General features: G+C 69.5%; 23 protein-coding genes and 1 pseudogene. 14 read left to right on the forward strand and 10 right to left on the reverse strand.

Translation table 11 applies throughout. The features are described 5' to 3' along the window. Window positions 1-18 precede the first annotated feature (18 nt). The 3 genes from BMW88_RS01620 to BMW88_RS01630 form a co-directional block, all read right to left on the reverse strand. Window positions 19-357 (reverse strand): hypothetical protein, encoded by a 339-nt coding sequence (locus BMW88_RS01620; protein ID WP_089948491.1) that lies wholly within the window; start codon window positions 355-357, stop codon window positions 19-21. 1 nt (window position 358) lies between these two features. Then, a complete protein-coding gene (locus BMW88_RS01625) occupies window positions 359-1075 on the reverse strand; it encodes a hypothetical protein (RefSeq protein ID WP_089948493.1) in 717 nt (238 codons plus the stop codon). Between the two features lie 142 nt (window positions 1076-1217). Next, on the reverse strand, window positions 1218-1832 hold the full coding sequence (locus BMW88_RS01630; RefSeq protein WP_089949408.1) for an SIMPL domain-containing protein: 615 nt from the start codon (window positions 1830-1832) through the stop codon (window positions 1218-1220). A 143-nt stretch (window positions 1833-1975) separates the two neighbouring features. Between BMW88_RS01630 and BMW88_RS01635 the strand changes: the two genes are divergently transcribed. The 5 genes from BMW88_RS01635 to BMW88_RS01650 all read left to right on the forward strand — a co-directional run bounded on the left by BMW88_RS01635 (window position 1976) and on the right by BMW88_RS01650 (window position 6329). Beyond that, window positions 1976-3169 (forward strand): ATP-binding protein, encoded by a 1194-nt coding sequence (locus tag BMW88_RS01635; protein WP_089948495.1) that lies wholly within the window; start codon window positions 1976-1978, stop codon window positions 3167-3169. Between the two features lie 158 nt (window positions 3170-3327). After that, entirely contained in the window at window positions 3328-3474 is a 147-nt protein-coding gene (locus tag BMW88_RS41575) for a hypothetical protein (protein ID WP_167969512.1), read from the forward strand. A 225-nt stretch (window positions 3475-3699) separates the two neighbouring features. After that, window positions 3700-4551: an NAD(P)-dependent oxidoreductase gene (locus tag BMW88_RS01640; protein WP_089948497.1), complete on the forward strand. Its 852-nt coding sequence runs from the start codon at window positions 3700-3702 to the stop codon at window positions 4549-4551. Window positions 4552-4602: 51 nt separating this feature from the next. Then, the gene (locus tag BMW88_RS01645; RefSeq protein ID WP_089948498.1) at window positions 4603-5970 is read left to right on the forward strand and encodes a S28 family serine protease; all 1368 of its coding nucleotides are present in this window, start codon (window positions 4603-4605) and stop codon (window positions 5968-5970) included. Window positions 5971-5984: 14 nt separating this feature from the next. Further along, window positions 5985-6329, forward strand: coding sequence for an NYN domain-containing protein (locus BMW88_RS01650; RefSeq protein WP_089948500.1), 345 nt, complete (start codon window positions 5985-5987; stop codon window positions 6327-6329). Between the two features lie 9 nt (window positions 6330-6338). Here BMW88_RS01650 and BMW88_RS01655 read toward each other — a convergent pair whose 3' ends face one another. Together BMW88_RS01655 and BMW88_RS01660 are read right to left on the reverse strand one after the other, a co-directional pair. After that, the gene (locus BMW88_RS01655) at window positions 6339-7112 is read right to left on the reverse strand and encodes an HAD family hydrolase (protein WP_177220872.1); all 774 of its coding nucleotides are present in this window, start codon (window positions 7110-7112) and stop codon (window positions 6339-6341) included. A 10-nt stretch (window positions 7113-7122) separates the two neighbouring features. Then, a complete protein-coding gene (locus tag BMW88_RS01660) occupies window positions 7123-7641 on the reverse strand; it encodes a hypothetical protein (RefSeq protein ID WP_089948501.1) in 519 nt (172 codons plus the stop codon). Between BMW88_RS01660 and BMW88_RS01665 the strand changes: the two genes are divergently transcribed. Next, a complete protein-coding gene (locus tag BMW88_RS01665; protein ID WP_089948503.1) occupies window positions 7640-8308 on the forward strand; it encodes a dienelactone hydrolase family protein in 669 nt (222 codons plus the stop codon). The two genes, BMW88_RS01660 and BMW88_RS01665, sit on opposite strands and share 2 nt — an antisense overlap. Here BMW88_RS01665 and BMW88_RS01670 read toward each other — a convergent pair. Next, window positions 8305-9321 (reverse strand): NAD(P)-binding domain-containing protein, encoded by a 1017-nt coding sequence (locus tag BMW88_RS01670; protein ID WP_177220874.1) that lies wholly within the window; start codon window positions 9319-9321, stop codon window positions 8305-8307. The two genes, BMW88_RS01665 and BMW88_RS01670, sit on opposite strands and share 4 nt — an antisense overlap. A 73-nt stretch (window positions 9322-9394) precedes the next feature. Between BMW88_RS01670 and BMW88_RS41580 the strand changes: the two genes are divergently transcribed. The 6 genes and pseudogenes from BMW88_RS41580 to BMW88_RS01695 all read left to right on the forward strand — a co-directional run. Beyond that, the gene (locus tag BMW88_RS41580) at window positions 9395-9607 is read left to right on the forward strand and encodes a hypothetical protein (protein WP_177220875.1); all 213 of its coding nucleotides are present in this window, start codon (window positions 9395-9397) and stop codon (window positions 9605-9607) included. Between the two features lie 62 nt (window positions 9608-9669). Further along, window positions 9670-11490 (forward strand): NHL domain-containing thioredoxin family protein, encoded by a 1821-nt coding sequence (locus BMW88_RS01675; protein ID WP_245777510.1) that lies wholly within the window; start codon window positions 9670-9672, stop codon window positions 11488-11490. A gap of 9 nt (window positions 11491-11499) precedes the next feature. Continuing rightward, window positions 11500-11820 (forward strand): GroES family chaperonin, encoded by a 321-nt coding sequence (locus BMW88_RS01680; protein ID WP_177220877.1) that lies wholly within the window; start codon window positions 11500-11502, stop codon window positions 11818-11820. 280 nt (window positions 11821-12100) lie between these two features. Continuing rightward, window positions 12101-13885 (forward strand): VanW family protein, encoded by a 1785-nt coding sequence (locus BMW88_RS01685; RefSeq protein ID WP_425434605.1) that lies wholly within the window; start codon window positions 12101-12103, stop codon window positions 13883-13885. Between the two features lie 110 nt (window positions 13886-13995). Further along, a complete protein-coding gene (locus BMW88_RS01690) occupies window positions 13996-14724 on the forward strand; it encodes a DUF1206 domain-containing protein (protein ID WP_089948508.1) in 729 nt (242 codons plus the stop codon). 125 nt (window positions 14725-14849) lie between these two features. Continuing rightward, a pseudogene (locus tag BMW88_RS01695) lies at window positions 14850-15881 on the forward strand (Cmx/CmrA family chloramphenicol efflux MFS transporter); the annotation flags it as partial. Between the two features lie 68 nt (window positions 15882-15949). On the opposite strand, the gene BMW88_RS01700 reads toward BMW88_RS01695, so the two are convergent. Next, a complete protein-coding gene (locus BMW88_RS01700; RefSeq protein ID WP_089948511.1) occupies window positions 15950-17785 on the reverse strand; it encodes an acyl-CoA dehydrogenase in 1836 nt (611 codons plus the stop codon). Window positions 17786-18303: 518 nt separating this feature from the next. Here BMW88_RS01700 and BMW88_RS01705 point away from each other — a divergent pair. Further along, window positions 18304-19818, forward strand: coding sequence for a sodium:solute symporter family protein (locus BMW88_RS01705; protein WP_089948513.1), 1515 nt, complete (start codon window positions 18304-18306; stop codon window positions 19816-19818). Here BMW88_RS01705 and BMW88_RS01710 read toward each other — a convergent pair. Further along, window positions 19808-20173: a hypothetical protein gene (locus BMW88_RS01710; protein ID WP_143115941.1), complete on the reverse strand. Its 366-nt coding sequence runs from the start codon at window positions 20171-20173 to the stop codon at window positions 19808-19810. The two genes, BMW88_RS01705 and BMW88_RS01710, sit on opposite strands and share 11 nt — an antisense overlap. A 91-nt stretch (window positions 20174-20264) precedes the next feature. Here BMW88_RS01710 and BMW88_RS01715 point away from each other — a divergent pair, with 91 nt between their 5' ends. Further along, the gene (locus tag BMW88_RS01715; RefSeq protein ID WP_089948516.1) at window positions 20265-20681 is read left to right on the forward strand and encodes a hypothetical protein; all 417 of its coding nucleotides are present in this window, start codon (window positions 20265-20267) and stop codon (window positions 20679-20681) included. 5 nt (window positions 20682-20686) lie between these two features. Here the strand turns inward: BMW88_RS01715 and BMW88_RS01720 are convergent, their stop codons facing one another. Both BMW88_RS01720 and BMW88_RS01725 read right to left on the reverse strand, forming a co-directional pair. Then, window positions 20687-21139, reverse strand: a complete 453-nt coding sequence (locus BMW88_RS01720) for a hypothetical protein (RefSeq protein ID WP_089948517.1) — start codon at window positions 21137-21139, stop codon at window positions 20687-20689. Window positions 21140-21160: 21 nt separating this feature from the next. Continuing rightward, complete coding sequence (locus tag BMW88_RS01725; RefSeq protein WP_089948519.1) at window positions 21161-21820, reverse strand: Crp/Fnr family transcriptional regulator; 660 nt, start codon at window positions 21818-21820, stop codon at window positions 21161-21163. Between the last annotated feature and the right edge of the window lie 179 nt (window positions 21821-21999).

A 21999-nucleotide genomic window follows, 5' to 3' on the forward strand; every position in this document is an offset into this window, starting at 1 on the left:
TGGATCTGTGGGCTCCTGCTAGCCGTAGAACTTGCGAAGGTCGATTTCGGTGACGCTCTCGGCGCGCTCGTACTCGTCCGCTATTGCTCGCAGCGCGTGGTCGATCTGGTTGAACTCGGTGACAGCACCCGTCAGGCACTTCTCGATGAACGCCCGGAAGTCCTCGTACTGGCTCGCTTCGAGTGCCGCGGTGGCAAGCCCGACACCGAGGGTCGCGAGGTCACCGACGAAGAACGCGGTCTCCGTGAGGTAGGCGTCGCGTACGGCCCGCACGATCGGCTCGGCCCTGTCCGCTTTCTCCTGCCAGAGCTTGGCCTCTTCACGCAGGTCTCGGGTGACGACCTCATAGCCGGCCATGTCAGTCCCTCCTGCCCAGGATCCGGAAGTCGGTGAAGTAGTCGTCGTCGGCCTCGTCGCCGCCGGCGCGCGGTCGAGTCGCCGGGCGAGGACGTTCGCCGGGGTCGACACCGAGGCCGGCGCGGACGAAGAGACGGAGGACGTCGTCGGACAGGACGGTGTCGGAAGGGTTGTCCAGCGCCTGCGGGTCGCCGTGCAGCGAGATCGGACTCCCGGCTCGCAACCGCATGGACAGGTAACCGAGAGGACTGCGGATCTCGACCTCTTCCGGCTGCCGCGGCGCCCGCTCCTGACGGCGGATCGCGTCGTACTCGGCGTCGACAGCGTCGAGCCGAGCCCTGGTCCTCGCCATCCACTCCTCGAGCGGCAGATCCGGCTGCGGCTCGTACGACGCGGCCTGGATCTGCTCATCCGCCGGCCGGTGGGCGAACTCCACGGCGACAGAGCGCTGAACCGCGGTCGCGTAGGTGTTGTAAACCGTGGCGGGAAAGGCCTCGGGCCGCAGTTGCTCGTACCACCGGGGGCGAATCCGCACGTTCGTCACCTGCTGGTCCTTGTTCACCGTGATGGTGACCAGCTCGGCGGGATCTCGGGCTTCGTACGTCCCGGCCGGCTGCGGAGCCGCGCCTCCGGGATGGGTCAGTTCGGCCAGCAGCGCCCTGGTGCGCGGGTCGTCCGGAACGTTCAGACGTCTCAGTTCGACGTGTTCGAGCGGCACAAATTCCCCCCGGATTCCGGCCGTGCCCATGTTCTACGGCCCGACCATAGCGACGTTGGATCACCGGCGTAGGTGATTTCGGTGATTGGTCCATCGCTGTGGGTGACCGCACTGCAGCCGGGGGACCGCAGTGCGACCAGACCTAGTCGAGCAGCGACCACGCCGCCGTGCACGACGCCGACACCACGATCTGCTGCGCCTTGAGGTTGAGCTGGTCCACCATCCCGGCGGGCCCGGCCATCTCGAACGACGCGCCGCCGCGCATCATCTTGGGCGAGTACCCGGCACCGCCCTCGGTGTCGCCGATCCGCAGCAACGGCCCGAGCCGCCGCCCGAGCGCCGTCGCGTAGCCCTCGGCTCGACGCAACGCATCGGCCACGGCTTCCTTCTGCGCCTCGCGGACGGCCTCGTTGTCGTCGACGAGCGTCCACGACGGGCCGTTGATCCAGGACGGCTCGGCCTGCACCAGCTCGGCCAGGAGGCCGTCGAGGCGGTCGAGGCCGGAAACCCAGATCACGTACTGCTGCTGGGCGCGGCTGCCGATGCGCTGGTTGTTGTCCCAGTTGTCGTGCACGGACAGCTGGCGCGAGCGCACCTCGAAGCTCTCCAGCAGCGGTTCGACGGCGGAGATGCGCTGGTTGAGCATGCTCACCGCCTCGGACCGTTCGGCGCCGAGCGCCTCGAACGTCACGTCCACCTGCGCGCGGTCGGCGGTGCGCTCGACCTCGCCCGTCCCCTTCGTCACGACTTCAGCCACGCGGCCCAGCCAACCGGTGTACCGGTCCATGCGCAACTATTAAGCAATCTAGCGTCCACGCTAGAAAGCCGGATAGAGATCCAGCAGAGGTTCGTCTGCGCGTCTCTACGGCGGGCCCTAGAAACGCCGATACGGTGCGAGTCATGGACCCGGTGCGCAACCCGTTCGCCCCCGGTGCAGGCCAGCGGCCTCCTGAGCTCGCCGGCCGCGACAAGGAGCTCTCCGCCTTCGAGGTGGTGCTCGAACGCGTAGCGCGCGGCCGTCCCGAGCGCAGCCTCGTGCTGACGGGGTTGCGGGGCGTCGGGAAGACGGTGCTGCTCGGCGAGCTGCGCTCCATGGCGGTCCGACGCGGGTGGGGCGCGGGCAAGGTCGAGGCCCGACCCGACGCCGACCTGCGCAGACCGCTCTCCGCGGCGTTGCACCGGGCGATCCGCGACCTCGCGGTCCGGCACCGCGCGCCGGACCGGGTCGAGGCGATCCTCGGTGTGCTGAAGGCGTTCGCGCTCCGGGCGGCGCCGGACGGTGCCAAGTTGCGCGAGCGCTGGCAGCCGGGCATCGACGTGCCGGCGGCCCGCGGCAGGGCCGACTCCGGGGACATCGAGATCGACCTGGTCGAGCTGTTCACCGACGTCGCCGAGCTCGCGCAGGACGTGGGCACCGGGGTCGCGTTGCTCATCGACGAGATGCAGGACCTCCGGCCGGACGACATCAGCGCGTTGTGCGCGGCGTGCCACGAGCTGTCGCAGCTCGGCGCGCCTCTCGTGGTCGTCGGCGCGGGCCTGCCGCACCTGCCGGCGGTGCTCAGCGCGAGCAAGTCGTACTCCGAGCGCCTCTTCCGCTACGTCCGCATCGACCGGCTCAGCCGCGAGGACGCCGACCGCGCGGTGCTCGCCCCGGTCGAACGGGAGGAGGCGGGCATCACCGAGGAGGCGCTCGACGCCCTCTTCGACGCCTCCGGTGGTTACCCGTACTTCATCCAGGCCTACGGCAAGGCCGCCTGGGACGCCGCGCCGGTCGATCCGATCAGCGCGGTGGACGTGTCCGTGGCGGCGCCGGAGGCCGACGCCGAGCTGGCCGTCGGCTTCTTCGGCTCCCGGTACGAGCGTGCGACGCCCGCCGAACGCGAGTACCTGCGGTCGATGGCCGAGCTGACCGACGGCAAGGACGCCGGGGTCAACACCGCCCAGGTGGCCGACCACCTCGGCCGCAAGCCGTCGTCGCTGTCGCCGGCCAGGGACTCGCTCATCAAGAAAGGCCTGGTCTACAGCGCGGAACGGGGTCAGATCGCCTTCACCGTGCCGCACTTCGGCCGGTTCCTGCTCGGTCGCGAGGACTGACCACGCTCTCCCGGCGTTGTCCGGCCGTTCACGTTGTCGGCCGATGATTCATCGGCGTGTGCCCCAACTCACCGGATAATCACGTGCTTTCGCTCGTGAGCGGGTGCATACTTGGGTTACCAGCGAACAGGACCTCCGAGAGGGAAGTGCAGACCGAGATGAACTTCGCAGCGAAGCTCCGCGCCCGTCGTGCCGAGGCGCGCAACCGGAAGGCCGTGGCTCGCGCGATCGACATGGCCACCACCCCGGCCATGCGTCACGAGCTGATGGCCATCGCCCAGGCTCAGGTCACCACCCTGCGCTGACTCGAGACCCGGCACTCGCACGCCGTCCCGTCGCGAGTGCCTCCCCGGCGGGAACCCCTGACGCACCTCCCGCGCGTCAGGGGTTCACTCTTTTAAACGTGACCGACGCCACAGTAAGGTGGCGGTGTAACAGCGCGCATCGGTTCGCCGATGTCACGGTTGACCTCGCGGTGCTGTCGGACCCCCGACCTGGCAGCACCGCGAGGTTTCTTGTTTGCTGGGGACATGAAGATCGCCGTGCTCGGCACCGGCCTCATGGGTGCCCCCATCGCAGCCAACCTCGCCGCCGCCGGACATGACGTCCGGGTCTGGAACCGCACACGCGCCAAGGCCGAGCCGCTCGCCGGCCGGGGCGCGACCGTCACCGACTCGCCCGCGCAGGCCGTCGAGGGCGTGGAGGTCGTGCTGACGATGCTCAACGACGGTCCCGCCGTCACCGCGGCGATGCAGGCCGCCGCGCCGTCCCTGCCGCACGACGCGGTCTGGGTCCAGGCGTCCACGGTCGGCGTCGAGGCGACCGAGGACCACGTCGCGCTCGCCCGCTCGCTCGGCCTGGAGTTCGTCGACGCGCCGGTGCTCGGCAGCGTGAAGCCCGCGACCGACGGCACGCTCGTCGTGCTCGCCTCCGGCGACGAGCACCTGCGCGACCGCGTGCAGCCGGTGTTCGACGTGATCGGCGCCCGCACGATGTGGGTGGGCGAGGCCGGTGCGTCGTCGCGGTTGAAGCTCGTCGCCAACAGCTGGGTGCTCGCGCTGACCGCGGCGGTCGGCGAGGCCGTGGCGCTGGCGGAGTCGTCCGGGCTCGACCCGAAGCTGTTCCTGGAAGCCGTGTCCGGCGGTGCGATGGACTGCGCGTACTTGCAGATGAAGGGCAACGCGATCATGACGAAGTCCTTCGAGCCCGCGTTCACGGTGCAGAACGCGCTGAAGGACGCGTTGCTCGTGAACGAGGCGGCGGTGCGCGCCAACGTCCACCTCGACGTCGCCCAGGCCGCGGCCGCCCGGCTCAACCGCGCGGTCACGAAGGGCCACGGCGACGAGGACATGGCCGCGTCCTACTACGCCAGCTACCAATGAGCCGACGATCGGCCGGTCCGGCGGGGCGTGCGGGCTCAATAGCGTGACGGGGTGAACAGACTCGCACGCTCCCTGCTGGCGTTCGGCCTGGCATCGGCGCAGGTCATGGCCACGGCCACGGTGGTATCCGCGGCACCCGACATCAAGGACCGCATCGCCGCCGTCCCAGGCGTGCGGATCATCGGCGAGGGGACGTCCGGCACCGCCCGGACGTTCGTCCTCGGCATCCAGCAGCCCGCGGACCACCGCAGGCCGTTCGGCACGAGGTTCGAGCAGCGGTTCTCGTTGCTGCACAAGGCGGAGTCCAAGCCGATGGTGCTGCACACCACCGGCTACGGGCTGCCGGGCACGATCAGCGCGTCCGAACCGGCGCGGCTCGTCGACGGCAACCAGATCAGCGTGGAGCAGCGGTTCTTCACGCCTTCGCGGCCGGCGCCCGCGGACTGGGACGACCTGACCATCTGGCAGGCGGCCAACGACCACCACCGGATCGTGCGGGCGTTCAAGAAGATCTACGGCGCCAAGTGGCTCTCGACGGGGGCCAGCAAGGGCGGCATGACGTCGATCTACCACCGCCGATTCTTCCCGCGCGACGTCGACGCCACCATCGCCTACGTGGCGCCGAACGACGTGGTGAACGACCGCGACGTCTACGGCGAGTTCATCCGCGAGGTCGGCGACGACCCGGCGTGCAACCGCCGGCTGGAGGGCGTGCAGCGGCAGGTGCTCCAGCACCGCGACGAGATCGTGTCCCGCCTGGAGGCCAAGGGTTACACGTACTCGGTGTTCGGCGGCCCGCACCGGGCGCTCGAGATCCTGGTGCTCGACACACCGTTCACGTTCTGGCAGTACGGCACCCAGGAGCAGTGCGCGCTGGTCCCCGGCGCGGGTGCTCCGGTGGACGACCTGTGGACGTTCATGGACCAGACCGTCGGCTGGGACTTCTACACGGACGCGGGCGTGGCCCCCTACGTGCCGTACTACTACCAGGCGGGGACGCAGCTCGGCTGGCCGGAAGCGGACGAGTCGGCGGTGCGTGACCTGCTGCGCTACCCCGGCGTCAGCGTGCCGCGGTCGATGGTGTCGTCCGAGCTCAAGTTCCCGCGCTTCGACCGCCATGCGATGCGGGACATCGACTCGTGGGTGCGCTACCAGGGCAGCCGGCTGTTGTTCGTGAACGGCCAGAACGACCCGTGGGCCGCGGAACCGTTCCGCCTGGGTCCCGGCACGCGTGACTCGTTGTCGTTCGTGGTGCCGAACGGCAACCACGGCGCGAACATCGCGAAGCTGCCGGAGACCGAACGCGCCGCCGCGACGGCGGCCGTGCTGAGGTGGGCCGGGGTGTCCGGGACCGTGGGGGCGCTCGCCCTCGACGAGGGGCCCGACTCCCTGGACGCGCTGCGGGCGCGCCGGGGCTGAGGCAGGCTGGGGACGTGCAGCCGTTGCTCGTGGTCGACGCGGCCAACGTCGTGGGGTCGGTGCCCGACGGGTGGTGGCGCGACCGGGCAGGCGCGGCCGAACGCCTCCGCGACGCCTTGCGCGGCCGGGACGAGGAGGTGGTCCTCGTCGTGGAGGGCAAGGCGCGCACCGTGTGCAGCGTCGAGGGGGTCCGGGTCGTCGCCGCCGAGGGAGAGGGCGACGACACGATCGTCGAGGTCGTGCGGTCCGAGGGCGCCGGCCGGGACGTGACGGTGGTGACCGCCGACCGCGCGTTGCGGCAGCGGGTGAGGGCACTGGGCGCCGAGGTGGCCGGACCCACCTCGGTGCCCCGCCGTTGACGCCGCCGGTCACAGCCCGAAGAGGCGCTCCAGGACCTGGGCCACGCCGTCCTCGGTGTTCGGCGGCGCGTGGTTCGCGCACGCCTGCTTCACGAGCGGGTGCGCGTTGCCCATCGCGTACGCGGTGCCGGCCCAGCCGAGCACCGACAGGTCGTTCGGCATGTCGCCGAACGCGATCACCTGCTCTTGGCCGATCCCCCTCGCGCGGCAGAGGGTCTCCAGCGTGGCGGCCTTCGAGACGCCGGGCGGGCTGATCTCCAGCAGGCCGAGCCCGCCGGAGTGCGTGACCGTGACGTGCTGCCCGACGGCCTCGCTCGCGATCTCCATCAGGTGGTCGCTTTCGGCGTCCGGCGCCCACGCGAGCAACTGCACGACCTGGTGCGCCTCGTCGAAGACGTGGTCGAGCAGCTCCAGCGTCCGGTGCGGGTTGTTCGGGCCGAAGCCCCGGAAAGCGGGCTCGGACAACACTTCCAGCCCGGTCTCGACGGCCATGCCGACGTTCGGGATCACCTCGGCCAGCGCCTCGCACACCTTCCGGACGACGTCGAACGGCAGCGTCCGCGCGTGCGTGACCTCGCGGGCGGTGAGGTCGTAGACCATGGCGCCGTTGGAGCAGATCGCGGTGCCGGTCAGCTCCAGGTCCTGCACGAACCGCGGCGGCCGCGCGGTGACCACCACGACGTCCGCGTCGACGGCGTCGAGGGTGGCGCGGGTGCGTTCGCTCAACACCCCGCCCGGCCGCAGCAACGTGCCGTCGAGGTCCGTGGCGATCAACCTGGTCATCGGCCGATTATCAGGCAGGACCTCCTTGCGCACGAACGGTTTCCGCTCGTGCGAGGAGGCCGGCCGCGGTCACCTCGGCGGTGCGGCGCACGACGTCGGCGAAGTCGATGCGCGTGGCGGCGACGGCCGGGTCGGCGTCGTAGGCGGCGAGGAGGGACTGCGGCGGGCGGCTGTGCGGCCAGGCCGCGACGGCGACCAGCAGCACGGTCTCCAGCAGCGTCGTGGCGCCTTCGTCGCCGATCTCGGGCACGTGGCGGGAGGTGAGCCGGACCATCGACCGCAGGTGGCCCCCGGCGGTGCGCTTGTGCCTGATCGCCGTCTCGGCCGAGATGTTGCGCTCCAGCACGGTGGCGGCCTGCGCGCTGAGCAGGTCGCACAGCACCGGCCGGTCCGCCAGGGCGGAGGCGGGACCGCCCGGCGGTGCGGCCTCGCGCTCCAGCCCGGCGACGAACCCGGCCATCTCCGCCTCGGGACGTCCGCGGAAGTCGTGGGCCGCTGAGGCCCGGTTCTCGGGCAGGATCTCGGTCATGACTCATCGCGTTGACGACATGCCGTTGCCGGTTTGGCTGCCCGAGTCCGGTTCCGGTCCCGGCATCGTGCTGATCCAGGAGATCTTCGGCCTGGACGGCTACCTGCGGGGCATCGCGGAGAAGCTCGCCGCGCTCGGCTACGTCGTGGCCGTTCCCGAGCTCTTCCACCGCTTCGAGCCGGGCTGGGTGGGTGAGCACGACGAGGCGGGCATCGCGAAGTCGATGGAGGTCGTCGGGCGGCTCGACTTCCCGCTGGCCGTCCAGGACGTCGTCGCGTCGGTCACCTACCTGCGCGGCCTGCCCGAGGTTACCGGCGGCGTGGGCGTGCTCGGCTTCTGCCTCGGCGGCACGCTGGCGTACTCGGCGGCCGTCGTCGCCGACCCGGACACCGCCGTCTCGTTCTACGGCTCGGGCGTGCCGGACGAGATCGGCAAGCTGGACCAGGTCTCGTGCCCGATCCTGTTCCACTTCGGCACCGAGGACGCGTTCATCACCGGTTATCAGAGGGTCGTGGACGCGGTGGCCGCGCACGAGGGTGCCGAGATCCACCTGGAGGCCGCCGGCCACGCGTTCCTCAACCACCTCGGCCCCTGGTACGACGAGGAGGCCGCGAAGCGCGCCTGGGACATCACCGCGGCGTTCCTCGCGCGCACCCTCCCGGTCTAGGCGATGCACGGCACCGCGAGCTGCTGGGAGAAGAACTTCTCCAGCGGCTTGCGGTGCAACCGGTGCTCGACCGCGATCAGCTCGTTGCGCCGGTAGTGCCGGACCTGGGTGCTCGTGACGACGAACCCGTTGCGCTCGGTCGTGGGCATCTCGTCGTAGAGCAGCGCGTGCTGTCCTTGCGGCACGACGACGTCCGCCAGTCCGTCGGGGATCTTCCCGGCCCGCACGGCGATCGTGGCCGCCAGCGCGTCCGGCCGGTTGCGCAGCCTGCGGTGCGGCCACGGCACCCCGTGGTGCTCGGCCTCCAGCGTCCGGTGCAACGCCCTGGCGGAGTGCCGGATGGCCCTGATCGAGTCGCCGGTGAGCACGTGCGCGTGCGGCACGTCGAGCGCGGTGTCACGCCGGAACCCCGCGCACACGATGACCTTGTCGTACCGCAGCTCGCCGGTGCCGTCGATCGTGGCGACGAGCTCGTCGCCCTGCCTGGCGATCCTCAGCACCGTCCGCCCGACCGTGTGCGTGAGCTTGGCCGTCGCCGCGATGTTGTCCGCCGTCTCGAACGCGCTGTGCCCGCGCCCGATGATCAGCACCCGCTTGCCCGCGTACGCGATCGGGTCCGTGGTGGCGCTCGCGTACGTCTCGGCGTGCTCGATCCCCGGGATGTTCGGGACGTGCGGCTTCTTGCCGGTCGCGATGATGACGTGCCGCGCCGGGAAGTCGGAGATGTCGCCGACCGGGGTGTCGTAGCGGACGTTCAACGGCCGGGCGAAGTCCTCCAGGTAGCGCACCAGGTCGTCCGCGTCGGGGAAGGACCTCTTGCTGTACCGGGAGAACGGCTCGCCCTCGAACAGCCGGTTGTCGTCCGTGGAGAGCACCCGGTGCCGCGGGAACTCCCGGAAGAAGCCCGCCGGCCCCGGCCCCCTCTCGACGACCACGTACTCACGGCCCGCGCGGTGCAGGAAGCGCCCCATCTGCAAACCCGCCGGGCCCGCACCGATCACCAGGTACTCCACCACCGCGCACCTCCCTGCGTCCTCTACGCCAAACCTGGCACAAAGGTTCAGCCCGGCGGATACCGTCCACGATGTGGATTCCGGCCTGCTCCGGTCGATCAGGAGGCACATCGGCGTCGTCGTTCTGACCGGGCTGGCGGTTTTCGTCCTGGCGGCCTCTTCGCTCTGGGCGGCACTGGGATTTCCCACCGCCGCGGCGTCCCGGCTCGACATCGTCGAGGTCTCGCTGACCGTGGTCGCGGGTGCGGTTCGAGGGTGTTCGACGACGGCGAGGAACCGGGGCTGAAGCTGCCGTCCACATGATGGACGCCGGAACAGGACAACCGTCCCACAGTGTTGGATACCGTCGTGACGACTGCTAAGCGCCGTGCCCGTGTTCGTGCCCCTGAGCTGGTAGGACGCGGCTGGCTGAACACGGGTGACGCCACCGTCGGTCTCAAGGACCTGCGCGGCAAGATCGTGCTGCTCGACTTCTGGACGTTCTGCTGCATCAACTGCCTGCACGTCCTCGACGAGCTGCGCCCGCTCGAGGAGGAGTTCGCGGACGTCCTGGTCACGATCGGGGTGCACTCGCCCAAGTTCGTGCACGAGGCCGACCCCGATGCGCTCAGGGCGGCCGTCGAGCGCTACGAGGTGCACCACCCCGTCCTCGACGACCCCGAGCTCACGACGTGGCAGAACTACGCCGTGAAGGCGTGGCCGACCCTCGTGCTGGTCGACCCCGAGGGCTACGTCGTGCACGTGGCCGCGGGTGAGGGGCACGTCGAGGCGCTCAGGACGATCGTCGGGGAGCTCGTCGAGGAGCACGACGAGAAGGGCACGCTGCACCGCGGCACCGGCCCGTACGTCGCGCCCGAGCCGGAGAACACCACGCTGCGGTTCCCCGCCAAGGCGATCGTCACGCCGAGCGGCACGATCCTGGTCAGCGACTCCGCCCACCACAGCGTCGTCGAGCTGGAGGCCGACGGCGAGACCGTCATCCGCCGCATCGGCACCGGCGAACGCGGCAGGGCCGACGGGGCCAGGCCCACCTTCTCCGAGCCCGCCGGCCTCACCCTGGTCCCGAACACCCACGGCTACGACGTGGTCGTCGCGGACACGGTCAACCACCTCCTGCGCGGCATCCACCTGGAGACCGGCGAGGTCACGACGCTGGCCGGCACCGGTGAGCAGTGGCGCGACGGCGAGACCGACGGGCCCGCCGACAAGATCGACCTGACCAGCCCGTGGGACGTCGCCTGGTGGAACGGCGGTGTGGCCATCGCCATGGCCGGCAACCACACGCTGGGCTTCTTCGACCCCGAGGCCGGCACCGTCAGCAGGCTCGCCGGCACCACGGTCGAGGGCATCAACGACGGTCCCGCCGAGGGCGCCTTCTTCGCGCAGACGTCCGGGCTGGCCGCCGACGGCGCCAGGCTGTGGATGGTCGACTCCGAGACGAGCGCGCTGCGCTACCTGGAGGACGGCGAGGTCCACACCGTCGTCGGCAAGGGGCTGTTCGCGTTCGGCCACCGGGACGGCGACGCGGACGAGGCGCTCCTTCAGCACCCGCTCGGCGTCACGGTCCTGCCGGACCACTCCGTCGCCATCTCGGACACCTACAACAACGCGGTCCGGCGCTACGACCCCGCGACGAGGACGCTGTCCACGATCGCCACGGACATCGCGGAGCCGTCCGACGCGCTGCTGGTGGACGGTGAGCTGCTCGTCGTCGCGAGCGCCGCCCACCGCCTCGAGCGGTTCTCGGCGGCCGCCACGAAGATCGACGGCGAGGCGCACGAGGTCAAGCGGCCCTCCACCGACATCGCGGCCGGCGAGTTCGAGCTCGCCGTCGTCTTCACCCCGCCGCCCGGGACGAAGCTGGACGAGAGGTACGGGCCGTCGACCCGCCTGCAGATCACCAGCTCGCCCCCGGAGCTGATCCTGGAAGGCGCGGGCGTCGGCACGGATCTGGTACGGGTGTTGCGGATCAACGATCAGGTCACGAACGGCGTCCTGCACGTCGTCGCGCAGGCCGCGAGTTGCAGCGACGACCCGGCGGAGGAACACCCCGTGTGCCGCCTGACCAGGCAGGATTGGGGAGTACCCGTTCGAGTGCTTGACGATGCACCTACCAGGCTGCCCTTGCTCATGGGCGGCATGGACGAAGCAGGTCAGGAGGCCACGTAGACTCTGCGGGTGCCTGATGTCAAGCTCGAGATCCAGATGCTGTACGACCGTGTGATGGTGCGCATTTCGCCGGAGGACGGCGAGCGGCGTTCCAGCGGAGGCATCGTGATCCCCGCGACGGCCCAGATGGCGAAGCGGTTGGCGTGGGGTGAGGTGTTCGGAGTCGGTACCGGCGTGCGGCAGGTCAAGGTGGGCGACCGGGTGTTGTTCAACCCGGAGGACCAGCTCGAGGTCGAGGTGCACGGCACCACGTACCTCGTGATGAGGGAGCGCGATCTGCACGCCGTTGCGACGGAGCTCACCGAGCACGGTACTGGTCTGTACCTATGAGCCGCCGGTTCGTGATCTGCGCCTGGTAGCCACGGGGATATGCCGCCTCAGGAGAGACAGGGCAACGGGGAGAGCTGTGCCGTACGACGCTGACAAGACGAGAGCGATGCCTCCGGTGGGTCCCGGTGGCACCTCCTCCGAGAAAACCGCCAAGATCAACCCGGTGCAGGCGGACGCCTCGACCGCGGCTTGGCCGTCTGAGGAGCCGGACAACGAGCCGACCGTCACCGCGGCCGTGCCCGGCGTCGGTTTCCCCGCGAGCGAGGACGCCACCGAGTACATGCGGCCGGTGTCACCGCAGCCGCGGCCGGAGGACTCGGGCGTCTACGGCCCCGTGATGGTCGAACCGGGCGAGGACGAGGATCGGCCGAAGAACAGCAGGAAGAAGGCGCTGGTCGTGGCCGCGGCCGTGGTCGGCGCGTTCGGCCTGCTCTACGGCCTCGACATGCTCGTCTCCAGCGGCAACGTGCCGCGTGGCGTGACCGTGGCCGGCGTCGACGTCGGGGGCATGAGCCACGCCGACGCCGAGAAGAAGCTGCGCGACGAGATCGGCCCGCGGCTCAGCAAGCCCGTCGCGCTCAAGGCGGGTGACGTCACCTCGGAGCTCGACCCGAAGTCCGCCGGCCTGGAGCTCGACTGGAACGGCACGATCGACCGTGCCGGCAGCCAGCCGCTCAGCCCGGTCACGCGCGTCACCTCGTTCTTCACGAGCCGCGAGGTCGGTGTCGCGACGAAGGCCGACGCCACGAAGGTCTCGGGCGCGCTGGAGGCGCTGCGTCCCAAGCTCGACCACGAGCCCGTCGAGGGCACCATCAGGTTCGAGGGCGCCACCCCCGTCGCCGTCGACCCGCACAACGGCCAGAAGCTCAAGGTCGACCAGGCCGCGAGTGCGGTCGTCGCGAACTGGGCCTCCGGCGCGCCCGTCGAGGTCCCGATGGACTTCACCCCGGTGAAGACCACCAAGGAGGGCGTCGAGAAGGCGCTCAACGAGATCGTCAAGACGGCCGTGTCCGGGCCGGTCAAGATCAAGGGCGAGGGCAAGGACGCGACGCTCACGCCGGAGCAGATCGGGGCCACGCTGGCCTTCGCGCCCGGCGACGGCGGCGCGCTGAACGTCGGGCCGAACAAGGACAAGCTCGTCGAGGCGGCCCTGCCGCAGCTCAAGGACACCGTCAAGGAGGGCAAGGACGCCCAGATCGTCTTCGAGGGCGGCAAGCCGACCGTCAAGGAGTCGGTGGACGGCCTCGACCTCGACTGGGACAAGAACCTCCAGCCCTACTTCGACGCGCTGAAGAAGACCGACGCGCGCGAGGTCAAGTTCGAGTACAAGCACACGCCCGCGAAGGTCACCACCGAGCAGGCGAACAAGATGGGCATCAAGGAGGTCATCGGCGAGTTCACCACCGGTGGCTTCGCCGCCGAGTCCGGCGTCAACATCAGGGTCGTCGCGCAGAAGGTCAACGGCGCGATCGTGAAGCCCAAGGAGACGTTCAGCCTCAACAAGCACACCGGGCCGCGCGGCACCGCCCAGGGCTACGTCGAGGCGGGCATCATCGAGAACGGCATCCCCGGCCGCGCGGTCGGCGGTGGCATCTCGCAGTTCGCCACGACGCTGTACAACGCGTACTACCTCGCCGGCATGAAGGACGCGGGGCACAAGGAGCACAGCTACTGGATCACCCGGTACCCCAAGGGCCGGGAGGCGACGGTGTTCATGGACGGCGCGGGCAACAGCCTCATCGACATCGCCTTCACCAACCCCGACGACACCGGCGTCGCGATCCAGACGATCTGGACCCCGTCCTCGATCAAGATCGTGCTCTGGGGCACCAAGAACTACGACGTCACCGGCTCGACCAGCGCGGAGTTCAACCACACCCAGCCGGAGGAGCGCAAGGTCAACAAGACCCCGTGCTCGCCCAGCAACGGCGCGCAGGGCTTCTCGGTGACCGACACCCGCACCATCAAGGACCGCCGCACCGGCCAGGTCCGCACCGAGTCGCGCACGGTCCGCTACGACCCGTCGCACAAGATCATCTGTGAGCCGCCACCACCCGGCGGCTGAGCGCCTTTGCGGATTCGCGGTGGCCACGAACGGGTAATCACCCGTTCGTGGCCACTGTTGCGCATGAGGCGCGAAGACATCCCGTCGTCCAGACGCTGGGGCGGGTGGGGATGGTTGTGTACGGAGCGGTCCACGTGCTCATCGCGTGGCTGGCGCTCCAGGTCGCGTTCGGCGGTGACGCCGAGCAGACGGACTCGAAGGGCGCGCTGAGCGAGCTCGCGCAGAACGGCGCCTGGCTGCTGTGGGCGGTCGGCATCGGCCTGGTCTTCTTCGCGATCTGGCAGATGATCCTCGCCTTCGTCGGGTACACCTACATCGGCAAGCAGCGCAAGCGGATCTCGAAGCGCATCGGTTCCGCCGCCCGTGCGATCACCGCCGGCGGTATCGCGTTCGGTGCGTTCAAGTACGCCACCAGCGGAAGCGCGGGCAACCAGACCGCCCAGCAGCAGGAGCTGACCGCGCAGGTGCTCGCGTGGCCCGCGGGCCAGTGGATCGTCGGGGCCGTCGCGATCGGCGTGCTCGTCACCGCGGGCGTGATCGCCTACAAGGGTTTCAAGAAGTCCTTCGAGAAGGACCTCGACATGGGCCGCGCGCCCTCGTGGATCGAACCGGTCGGCCGCATCGGCTGGATCGGCAAGGGCGTCGCGTACGGCGTGATCGGTCTCCTCATCGGGCTGGCCGCGGTCAACGCCGACCCGCAGCAGGCCGGCGGCATGGACAAGGCGCTGCACACGCTGGCAGCGCAGCCCTACGGCATGTTCCTGCTCGCCGCCGTGGCGATCGGCATCGCGGCCTTCGGCGTCTACTGCTTCGTGGCGGCACGCGCGCTCAAGGAGTGAAAACGGACGTGCGCCGCGCCGGATCACCGCGCTAGCGTGCCGTCCGTGGTGAGTCCGGAAGCGAACAGGTTCGGGGCTGCGGTCCAACCGTCAGCCCCGACACCTCTTCGCCTCCGGAGTCGTCCGTGCCTCTTGCGCTGTACCTGCTCGCCCTGGCCGTGTTCGCCATGGGCACCTCCGAGTTCATGCTGGCCGGCCTGCTGCCCGGCATCGCGGCCGATCTCGGTGTCCCCGTGGGCACCGCGGGCCTGCTCACCTCCGCGTTCGCCGCGGGGATGGCCGTCGGCGCGCCGTTGCTGGCGGCGCTCGCCCGCACCTGGCCGCCGCGGGTCAGCCTGTGCGGTCTCGTCGTCCTCTTCCTGACCGCGCACGTGGTCAGCGCCTTCACCACCGGCTTCACCGTGCTGCTGGCGGCCAGGGTGGTCGCCGCGCTGGCGAACGCCGGATTTCTCGCCGTGGCACTGACAACGGCCTCCGCACTGGTGCCACCGCAACGGCGCGGCCGGGCGCTGGGCGTGCTGCTGTCCGGCACGACGGTGGCCATGATCGCCGGTGTGCCGGGAGGCGCGCTGCTCGGCACCGCGTTCGGCTGGCGCACCACGTTCCTGGCCGTCGCCGTGCTGTGCGTCCCGGCGGCGATCGGCGTGCTGGCGGGGATCTCCGCGCGGGAGGATCGGCCCACCGCCCCGCTGCGGCCGGAGCTCGCCGAGCTGGGCAAGCCGCGGCTGCTGCTGGTCGTGGCGCTCGCCGTGGTGGTGAACGCGGTGACCTTCGGCCACTTCACGTTCCTCGCGCCGGTCGTCACCGACGTCGCCGGGATGGGCGAGTGGTGGGTGCCGGCCACCCTGGTGCTGTTCGGAGCCGGTTCCTCCGCCGGGGTCGCGATTGGCGGCCGGCTGGCCGACACCGCGCCACGTCCTGTGATCGCCGTCGGCGGACCGCTGGTGCTCGTCGGCTGGTGGAGCCTGGACGTGCTCGGTCGCGAGCCGGTCCTGCTGCCGCCGCTGGTCTTCGTCCTCGGCGTGCTCTCGTTCGCGGTGGGTGGCACGCTGATCGCGCGGGTGCTGCACCACGCGGCAGGGGCGCCCACGATGGCGGGGTCCTACGCCACCGCGGCGCTCAACGTCGGCGCGGTCATCGGGCCGGTCGCGTTCGCCTGGTAGGGGAACGGGAACGGGCCCCGCACCTCGGGCAGGAGGTGCGGGGCCCGTCGTCCTCAGAGCGCTCAGAAAACGCTCTCGTCGATGTCCATCAGCGAGTTGTCCGTGGACTCCGCGATCTTGCGACGGGCGGTGAGCTCCGGCAGCACGTTCTTCGCGAAGAACGACGCCACGGCGACCTTGCCCTCGTAGAACGCCTTGTCCTTGGCCGACACCGTGCCGCCGAGCTTCTGCAGCGCGACCTCGGCCTGGCGCAGCAGCAGCCAGCCCACGAGCACGTCACCCGCGGTCATCAGCAGGCGGACCGAGTTCTGCCCCACCTTGTAGAGGTTGCGGACGTCCTCCTGGGAGGAGGTCAGGAAGCCGACCAGCGAGCCGAGCATGCCCTGCAGGTCCTCGAGACCCTGCTTGAGCAGCGCGCGCTCCTCCTTCAGGCGACCGTTGCCGCCCTCGTTGTCGAGGAACGACTGGATCTCGCCGTTGATGAACGCGAGCGCCTGGCCCTTGTCGCGGATGATCTTGCGGAAGAAGAAGTCCAGCGACTGGATGGCCGTGGTGCCCTCGTACAGCGAGTCGATCTTCGAGTCGCGGATGTACTGCTCGATCGGGTACTCCTGCAGGAAGCCCGAGCCGCCCAGCGTCTGCAGCGACTGCGCGAGCTGCTCGTACGCGCGCTCCGAGCCGACGCCCTTGACGATCGGCAGCAGCAGGTCGTTGACCTTCGCCGCGAGCTCCGCGTCCTCGCCGCCGAGCATCACCTTGTCCTGGAACGTCGCCGTGTACAGGTACACGGCGCGCAGGCCCTCGGCGTACGCCTTCTGCAGCATCAGGCTGCGGCGCACGTCCGGGTGGTTGGTGATGGTGACGCGCGGGGCCGTCTTGTCCGTCATGCGCGTGAGGTCGGCGGACTGGACGCGCTCCTTGGCGTAGGACAGCGCGTTCAGGTAGCCGGTCGACAGCGTCGCGATGGCCTTGGTGCCGACCATCATGCGGGCGTACTCGATGACGTCGAACATCTGCGCGATGCCGTCGTGCACCTCGCCCAGCAGCCAGCCCTGGGCGGGGACGCCGTGCTGGCCGAACGTCAGCTCGCACGTGGTGGACGCCTTGATGCCCATCTTGTGCTCGACGTTGGTGACGAAGGCGCCGTTGCGCTCGCCCAGCTCACCGGTCTGCGGGTCGAAGTGGAACTTCGGCACGAGGAACAGCGACAGGCCCTTGGTGCCCGGCTTCGCCTCGATGCCGTCGCCCTCGGGCCGCGCCAGCACCATGTGCATGATGTTCTCGGTCAGGTCCTGGTCGGCGGACGTGATGAAGCGCTTCACGCCCTCGATGTGCCAGGAACCGTCGTCCTGCTTGATCGCCTTGGTGCGACCGGCGCCGACGTCGGAACCGGCGTCCGGCTCGGTGAGCACCATCGTGGCGCCCCAGCCGCGGTCGATCATGATCTGCGCCCAGTGCTTGTCGCGCTCGGTGCCGTTGTTGTAGACGACCGTCGCGAAGCTCGGGCCCGCGAGGTACATGTAGATCGGCGGGTTGGCGCCGAGGATCAGCTCGGACGCGGCCCAGGCGACCGACGGCGGCGTGCCGAAGCCGCCCAGCTCCTCCGGCAGGAACATGCGGTACCACTCGCCGTCCCACACGGCCTTGTACGACTTCTTCAGCGACTCCGGCAGCGTGGCCGAGTGGGTCGCCGGGTCGAACTGGGGCGGGTTGCGGTCGGCGTCGGCGAACGAGTCCGCGAGCGGCCCCTCCGCGAGGGTCTTCATCTCGGCCAGAACGCCGCGCGCGGTGTCCTCGTCGGACTGCTCGAACGGCCCCTTGCCGAGGTGGTCCTGCACGTTGAAGACCTCGAACAGGTTGAACTCGAGATCCCGGACGTTGCTCTTGTAGTGGCCCATCTCGTCAGCTCACTCCTCAGGGTCGCGGCGGGGTCGCCTACTGACCGGTAACAACAGGGTATTACTCGACAGTAACCCCGGCAAGAGCGACCACCCACTGGTGGCGAACCAGACAGTCCTCCACGCCGCCTGAATCGGGCATGAGACCCGGTCACACCCGTGTCGGGCGCTCGACCGCCATGTCTTTCGGCGCCGCGTTCGCGGCTCCCCGGCATCGGACCGGTGATGGCGCATGGGCGTTCTTGCCCAGGCGCAGCGGATTCAGGCGGCATTCGTGCCCCCGTTGGTGCATCCAGTCGAGTCGCGTACTCCCCTTCGGCGTGCGGCGCACTCTTGGCCTTTCACGTCTATGAACAAGGGTCACGAATGTGATTCAAGACTGGCGTAGGTCTTCCGCCCCACCGCAACAGTCTCGTAAGACGTACGTCACATATCCCGTGCGGATGTGCCAGGTTCCGCCGCCCGAGACCTGGTGCGACTCGCGGGCACACGTGTGTGCACACGCCGCAGGAGGTCACATGGGCACCCTCGACTGGTTGGTCGTGGTCGGCTACTTCTTCGTGATGGTCGCGATCGGGCTTTGGTCACGCGGGCGCGTCCACAACATCGCCGACTTCTTCACCGCGGGCGGCAAGATGCCCTGGTGGCTGTCCGGCATCTCCCACCACATGTCCGGTTACAGCGCCGTCATGTTCGTCGCGTTCGCCTCCGAGGCCTACCGGCTCGGTCTCACCGTCTACGTCTGGTGGTCGCTGACCATCGGCGTCGGCGTCGGCATCGGCGCGTTCCTCTTCGCGCCGCGGTGGAACCGGCTGCGCTCGAAGCACGACGTCAAGTCCCCGCTCGAGTACCTGGCCAAGCGCTACAACCTGCCCACCCAGCAGGTGATGGCCTACGCGGGAGCGCTGCTCAAGGTCGTCGACATCGCCGCCAAGTGGGCGGCCGTCGCGATCCTGCTGCGCGGCTTCGCGGGCGTCCCGATCACCTGGGGCATCGTCATCATCGGCCTGGTCACGATGGTCTACTCCGTGCTCGGCGGCCTCTGGGCCGACGCGCTCACCGACTTCGGCCAGTTCGTCATCCAGGCCGCCGCGGGCTTCGCGATGTTCTTCGCCGTCGCGGGCCGCCTCGGCTGGGGCTTCCCGGCGACGATCTGGGACAAGCTGCCGGAGACCCACAGCGACCCGCTCGCCGGCCCGTACACCTCGACGTTCCTGATGGCGCTCTTCCTGATCAAGACGCTCGAGTACAACGGCGGCATGTGGAACCTGGCGCAGCGCTACATGGCCGCGCCGTCCGGCTTCGCGGCGAAGCGGTCCGCGCTGCTGTCGTCCGCGCTGTGGCTCGTGTGGCCGCTCGTGCTGTTCTTCCCGATGTGGGCCGCGCCGCTGATCGTCCCCGGCCTGGAGGGCGCGCAGGCGGAGAACGCCTACATCGAGATGGGCAAGGAGATGCTGCCCGCGGGCATGATCGGCCTGGTGCTGGCGGGCTTCTTCTCGCACACGATGGCCATGGTGTCGTCGGACGCCAACGTGATCGCCGCCGTCATCAACCGCGACATGCTGCCCCACATCTGGAAGAAGGTGAAGTCGTTCTCGGCGGACAACCAGCTCCTGCTGGCCCGCATCACGACGTTCACGTTCATCGGCGTCAGCATGATCATCGCCATCGCCTCCGGCGGCCAGGGCTTCGTGCTCAAGGTGGTGGTCGACCTGGTCGCCGCCACGATGGGCCCGATCGCGATCCCGCTGATGCTCGGCCTGCTGCCGTGGTTCCGCAAGGTCGGCTCGACCGCGGCGATGGCGTCCGTGATCGGTGGCCTCGGCATGTGGGCGTTCCTCTACATCGAGCAGATGAACAAGGCGGCCTGGGTCACCAAGGGCGTGCTCGTGTCGTGGCCGCTGCTGCTGTCCCTGGTCCTCTACCTGGTGATCGGCTTCATGAAGAAGGAGCCGAGCGCCGAACGCGACAGGCTCCTCGACTCCCTGCAGTCCGACACGCCGGACGAGAAGGCGGAGCCCGTCAAGGCGTAACGGCCCGTTCGTTCCTGATGATCCTCGCGGCGGCGCACCCGAACAGGGTCGCCGCCGCGAGCCACACGTAGGGCATCGGAGTACCGAGGTGCTCGCCCGCGGTCAACGTAAGAACGGTCGTAGCGCCCACCACGACGCTGACGGTGTGCAACACCGGCATCGGGCTCGTCAGCACCGTGGCAAGAGCGACGGGCACGAGCAGAAAGCCGTACCCCAGCACACGCGTCAGGAGGTTGGCCTGCTCGACGACCTCGTACTTGAGCGCCGGCACAGCCAGCCACATGAGCAACACACCGACGACGAGCCCCACAGCCAGACTGAGCAGCACGGTAAGCCCTTGCCACACACGCGTCATGCGCTACAAGACGCGTACGTCACCCGATGGTTGCCGTGGCGTGCGTCATCGTCACGAGACTCATGCGAGCCCACGCATGCACAGTGGATGCATGGGTAAGTGGTGTCCCGCCGACGAAGCGGAGCTGGCCGCGGGCTGGCGGCTCTGGCTGGAGCTGAGCGACCGCGTGTGGCCGGACCCGTCCTGGGACGGCACCCCGGCCGACGTCATCCGCCAGATCCGGGCCCTGCTCGCCGCGTGCGAGGAGATCCGCCTGGACTACCTCGCCGAGTCCTCGCGGCCGTCGATCGCGTTGTTGCAGCTCCTGCAGTCGATGCCGTTCGTCGCGTCGTTCCCCGTCGACCTGTGGCACGACGACACCCACCCGCTGGACGTCGAGCGCGCCGAGCTGCTGCACGGGGACCTCGCGTCGTTCGCGGACCACGTGGCCGGGGTGCGGGCGGCGCTGGCCCAGGGCGGGGGCTGGGTGGAGCTGGACCGGCGGCCGTGGGGCCTGCCGGTCGACTGAAGCCCTCAGCGGAGCGAGGCGTGCTCGGCGGTGAAGTTGCTCCGAACCTGGTCGAGGTGCACGAGATCCTTAGGTCGTTGCAGCAGGAGCTTGTAGGTCACCACGCACTCGAGCCGGACGAACCGGAAACCGCCGAGCCACTCGGACTGGTCGATCAGGAAGTCCGCGTCCCAGAGCCGGGGCAGCCACTCGCTGAAGACCTCGATCTTGCCCTCCCAGAACTGGATGATCGGTACGCCGCGGGGCGGCGTGAAGACGGGCTTGCCGAGGCGGCACGCCCGCTCCCACGCGGAGCCGCGAGCGACGATGTCGAGGTCACCGATCGACGGGATCATCTTGCGGATGTACAGCGGAGCGCTGCCGAAGATGGCGAAGTTGTCGCGGTCGAGATCGAGCTGGTCCAACCGCCTGAACAGCGGGTGCTCGGCCGCGTCGAAGGGAACTCGGTGCGACGACATGATCGGTTCTCCTCCCGGGAGCTAGTCCCGCGCGATCAGCTCCAGGGCCGGCAGGTCGAGGATCACGATGCTCTGACGTCCCATCGAGATCACCCCCTTGGCCTTCAGGGCACGGACGACCTTCTTGACGGAGTCGGTGGAAATGCCGGCCAGCTCGGCGAGGTCGAGCTGGCTGAAGCGAAGGACCTTCTTGCCGCCTGACACAGCCCCGAGACCGCGCGTCCACAGGTCGACGAGCGAACGAGCCAGCTTCTGCTCGGCGGCGAGCTGGGACATGACCGTCAAGTGCGTCGACTCCGCGAGCCGCTCCTGACACGTGTAGAGCAGGGCGAGCGTGGCCCGGAAGTTCGCACTGAGGAACTTCAGCCAGTCCGACGACGAGACCTGCAGCGCCTCGACGTCCTCCAACGCGAAGATGCTGGCGGACCGCGGCTTGTTCCGGATCGCCGCCATCTCCCCGATCAGATCACCAGGTCCGCGGATGGCGACGATGCGAGCCGGGTTGCCGGCCACGACCTTGACGTGGCCCTTGCGGATCAGCAGCACGGACTTGGTCGTCTCGCCCTCGCCCATGAGGATGCTGCCCTTGGGGTGGCGAGTCACGTCTCCGATCTTCTCCAGAGCGGCAAGCTCCTCCTCAGTGAGGGGGAGATCTAGCCTCTCCAGTGCGATCTCATCCATGTTGCTAAGTGTATATCTACACTTTCAAGAGTGCCAGCGATGAGGTTCGGCTGACCGGACCAACTTGCTCCACAACGCGAACGCCCTGGTTGTGTGCAGGCTGCGGCCCTGCTGGCCGTCATCGCTTCAATCATGCGGGGCACACTTGGTGGCCACGTCTTCGTGGAGCGGGTGACGGG

The sequence above is a fragment of the Lentzea xinjiangensis genome, from assembly GCF_900110955.1.
Lineage (GTDB): Bacteria > Actinomycetota > Actinomycetes > Mycobacteriales > Pseudonocardiaceae > Lentzea > Lentzea xinjiangensis.

Bases quoted from the DNA above. Each gene is read 5' to 3' on its own strand.
- BMW88_RS01715 (WP_089948516.1), top strand. From the start codon at position 20,265: ATGGGTAAGTGGTGTCCCGCCGACGAAGCGGAGCTGGCCGCGGGCTGG.
- BMW88_RS01710 (WP_143115941.1), bottom strand. From the start codon at position 20,173: ATGACGCGTGTGTGGCAAGGGCTTACCGTGCTGCTCAGTCTGGCTGTG.
- BMW88_RS01635 (WP_089948495.1), top strand. From the start codon at position 1,976: ATGGACCCGGTGCGCAACCCGTTCGCCCCCGGTGCAGGCCAGCGGCCT.
- BMW88_RS01685 (WP_425434605.1), top strand. From the start codon at position 12,101: ATGCGGCCGGTGTCACCGCAGCCGCGGCCGGAGGACTCGGGCGTCTAC.
- BMW88_RS01655 (WP_177220872.1), bottom strand. From the start codon at position 7,112: ATGACCAGGTTGATCGCCACGGACCTCGACGGCACGTTGCTGCGGCCG.
- BMW88_RS01720 (WP_089948517.1), bottom strand. From the start codon at position 21,139: ATGTCGTCGCACCGAGTTCCCTTCGACGCGGCCGAGCACCCGCTGTTC.
- BMW88_RS01690 (WP_089948508.1), top strand. From the start codon at position 13,996: ATGGTTGTGTACGGAGCGGTCCACGTGCTCATCGCGTGGCTGGCGCTC.
- BMW88_RS01640 (WP_089948497.1), top strand. From the start codon at position 3,700: ATGAAGATCGCCGTGCTCGGCACCGGCCTCATGGGTGCCCCCATCGCA.
- BMW88_RS01660 (WP_089948501.1), bottom strand. From the start codon at position 7,641: ATGACCGAGATCCTGCCCGAGAACCGGGCCTCAGCGGCCCACGACTTC.
- BMW88_RS01700 (WP_089948511.1), bottom strand. From the start codon at position 17,785: ATGGGCCACTACAAGAGCAACGTCCGGGATCTCGAGTTCAACCTGTTC.
- BMW88_RS01665 (WP_089948503.1), top strand. From the start codon at position 7,640: ATGACTCATCGCGTTGACGACATGCCGTTGCCGGTTTGGCTGCCCGAG.
- BMW88_RS01725 (WP_089948519.1), bottom strand. From the start codon at position 21,820: ATGGATGAGATCGCACTGGAGAGGCTAGATCTCCCCCTCACTGAGGAG.
- BMW88_RS01620 (WP_089948491.1), bottom strand. From the start codon at position 357: ATGGCCGGCTATGAGGTCGTCACCCGAGACCTGCGTGAAGAGGCCAAG.
- BMW88_RS01705 (WP_089948513.1), top strand. From the start codon at position 18,304: ATGGGCACCCTCGACTGGTTGGTCGTGGTCGGCTACTTCTTCGTGATG.
- BMW88_RS41575 (WP_167969512.1), top strand. From the start codon at position 3,328: ATGAACTTCGCAGCGAAGCTCCGCGCCCGTCGTGCCGAGGCGCGCAAC.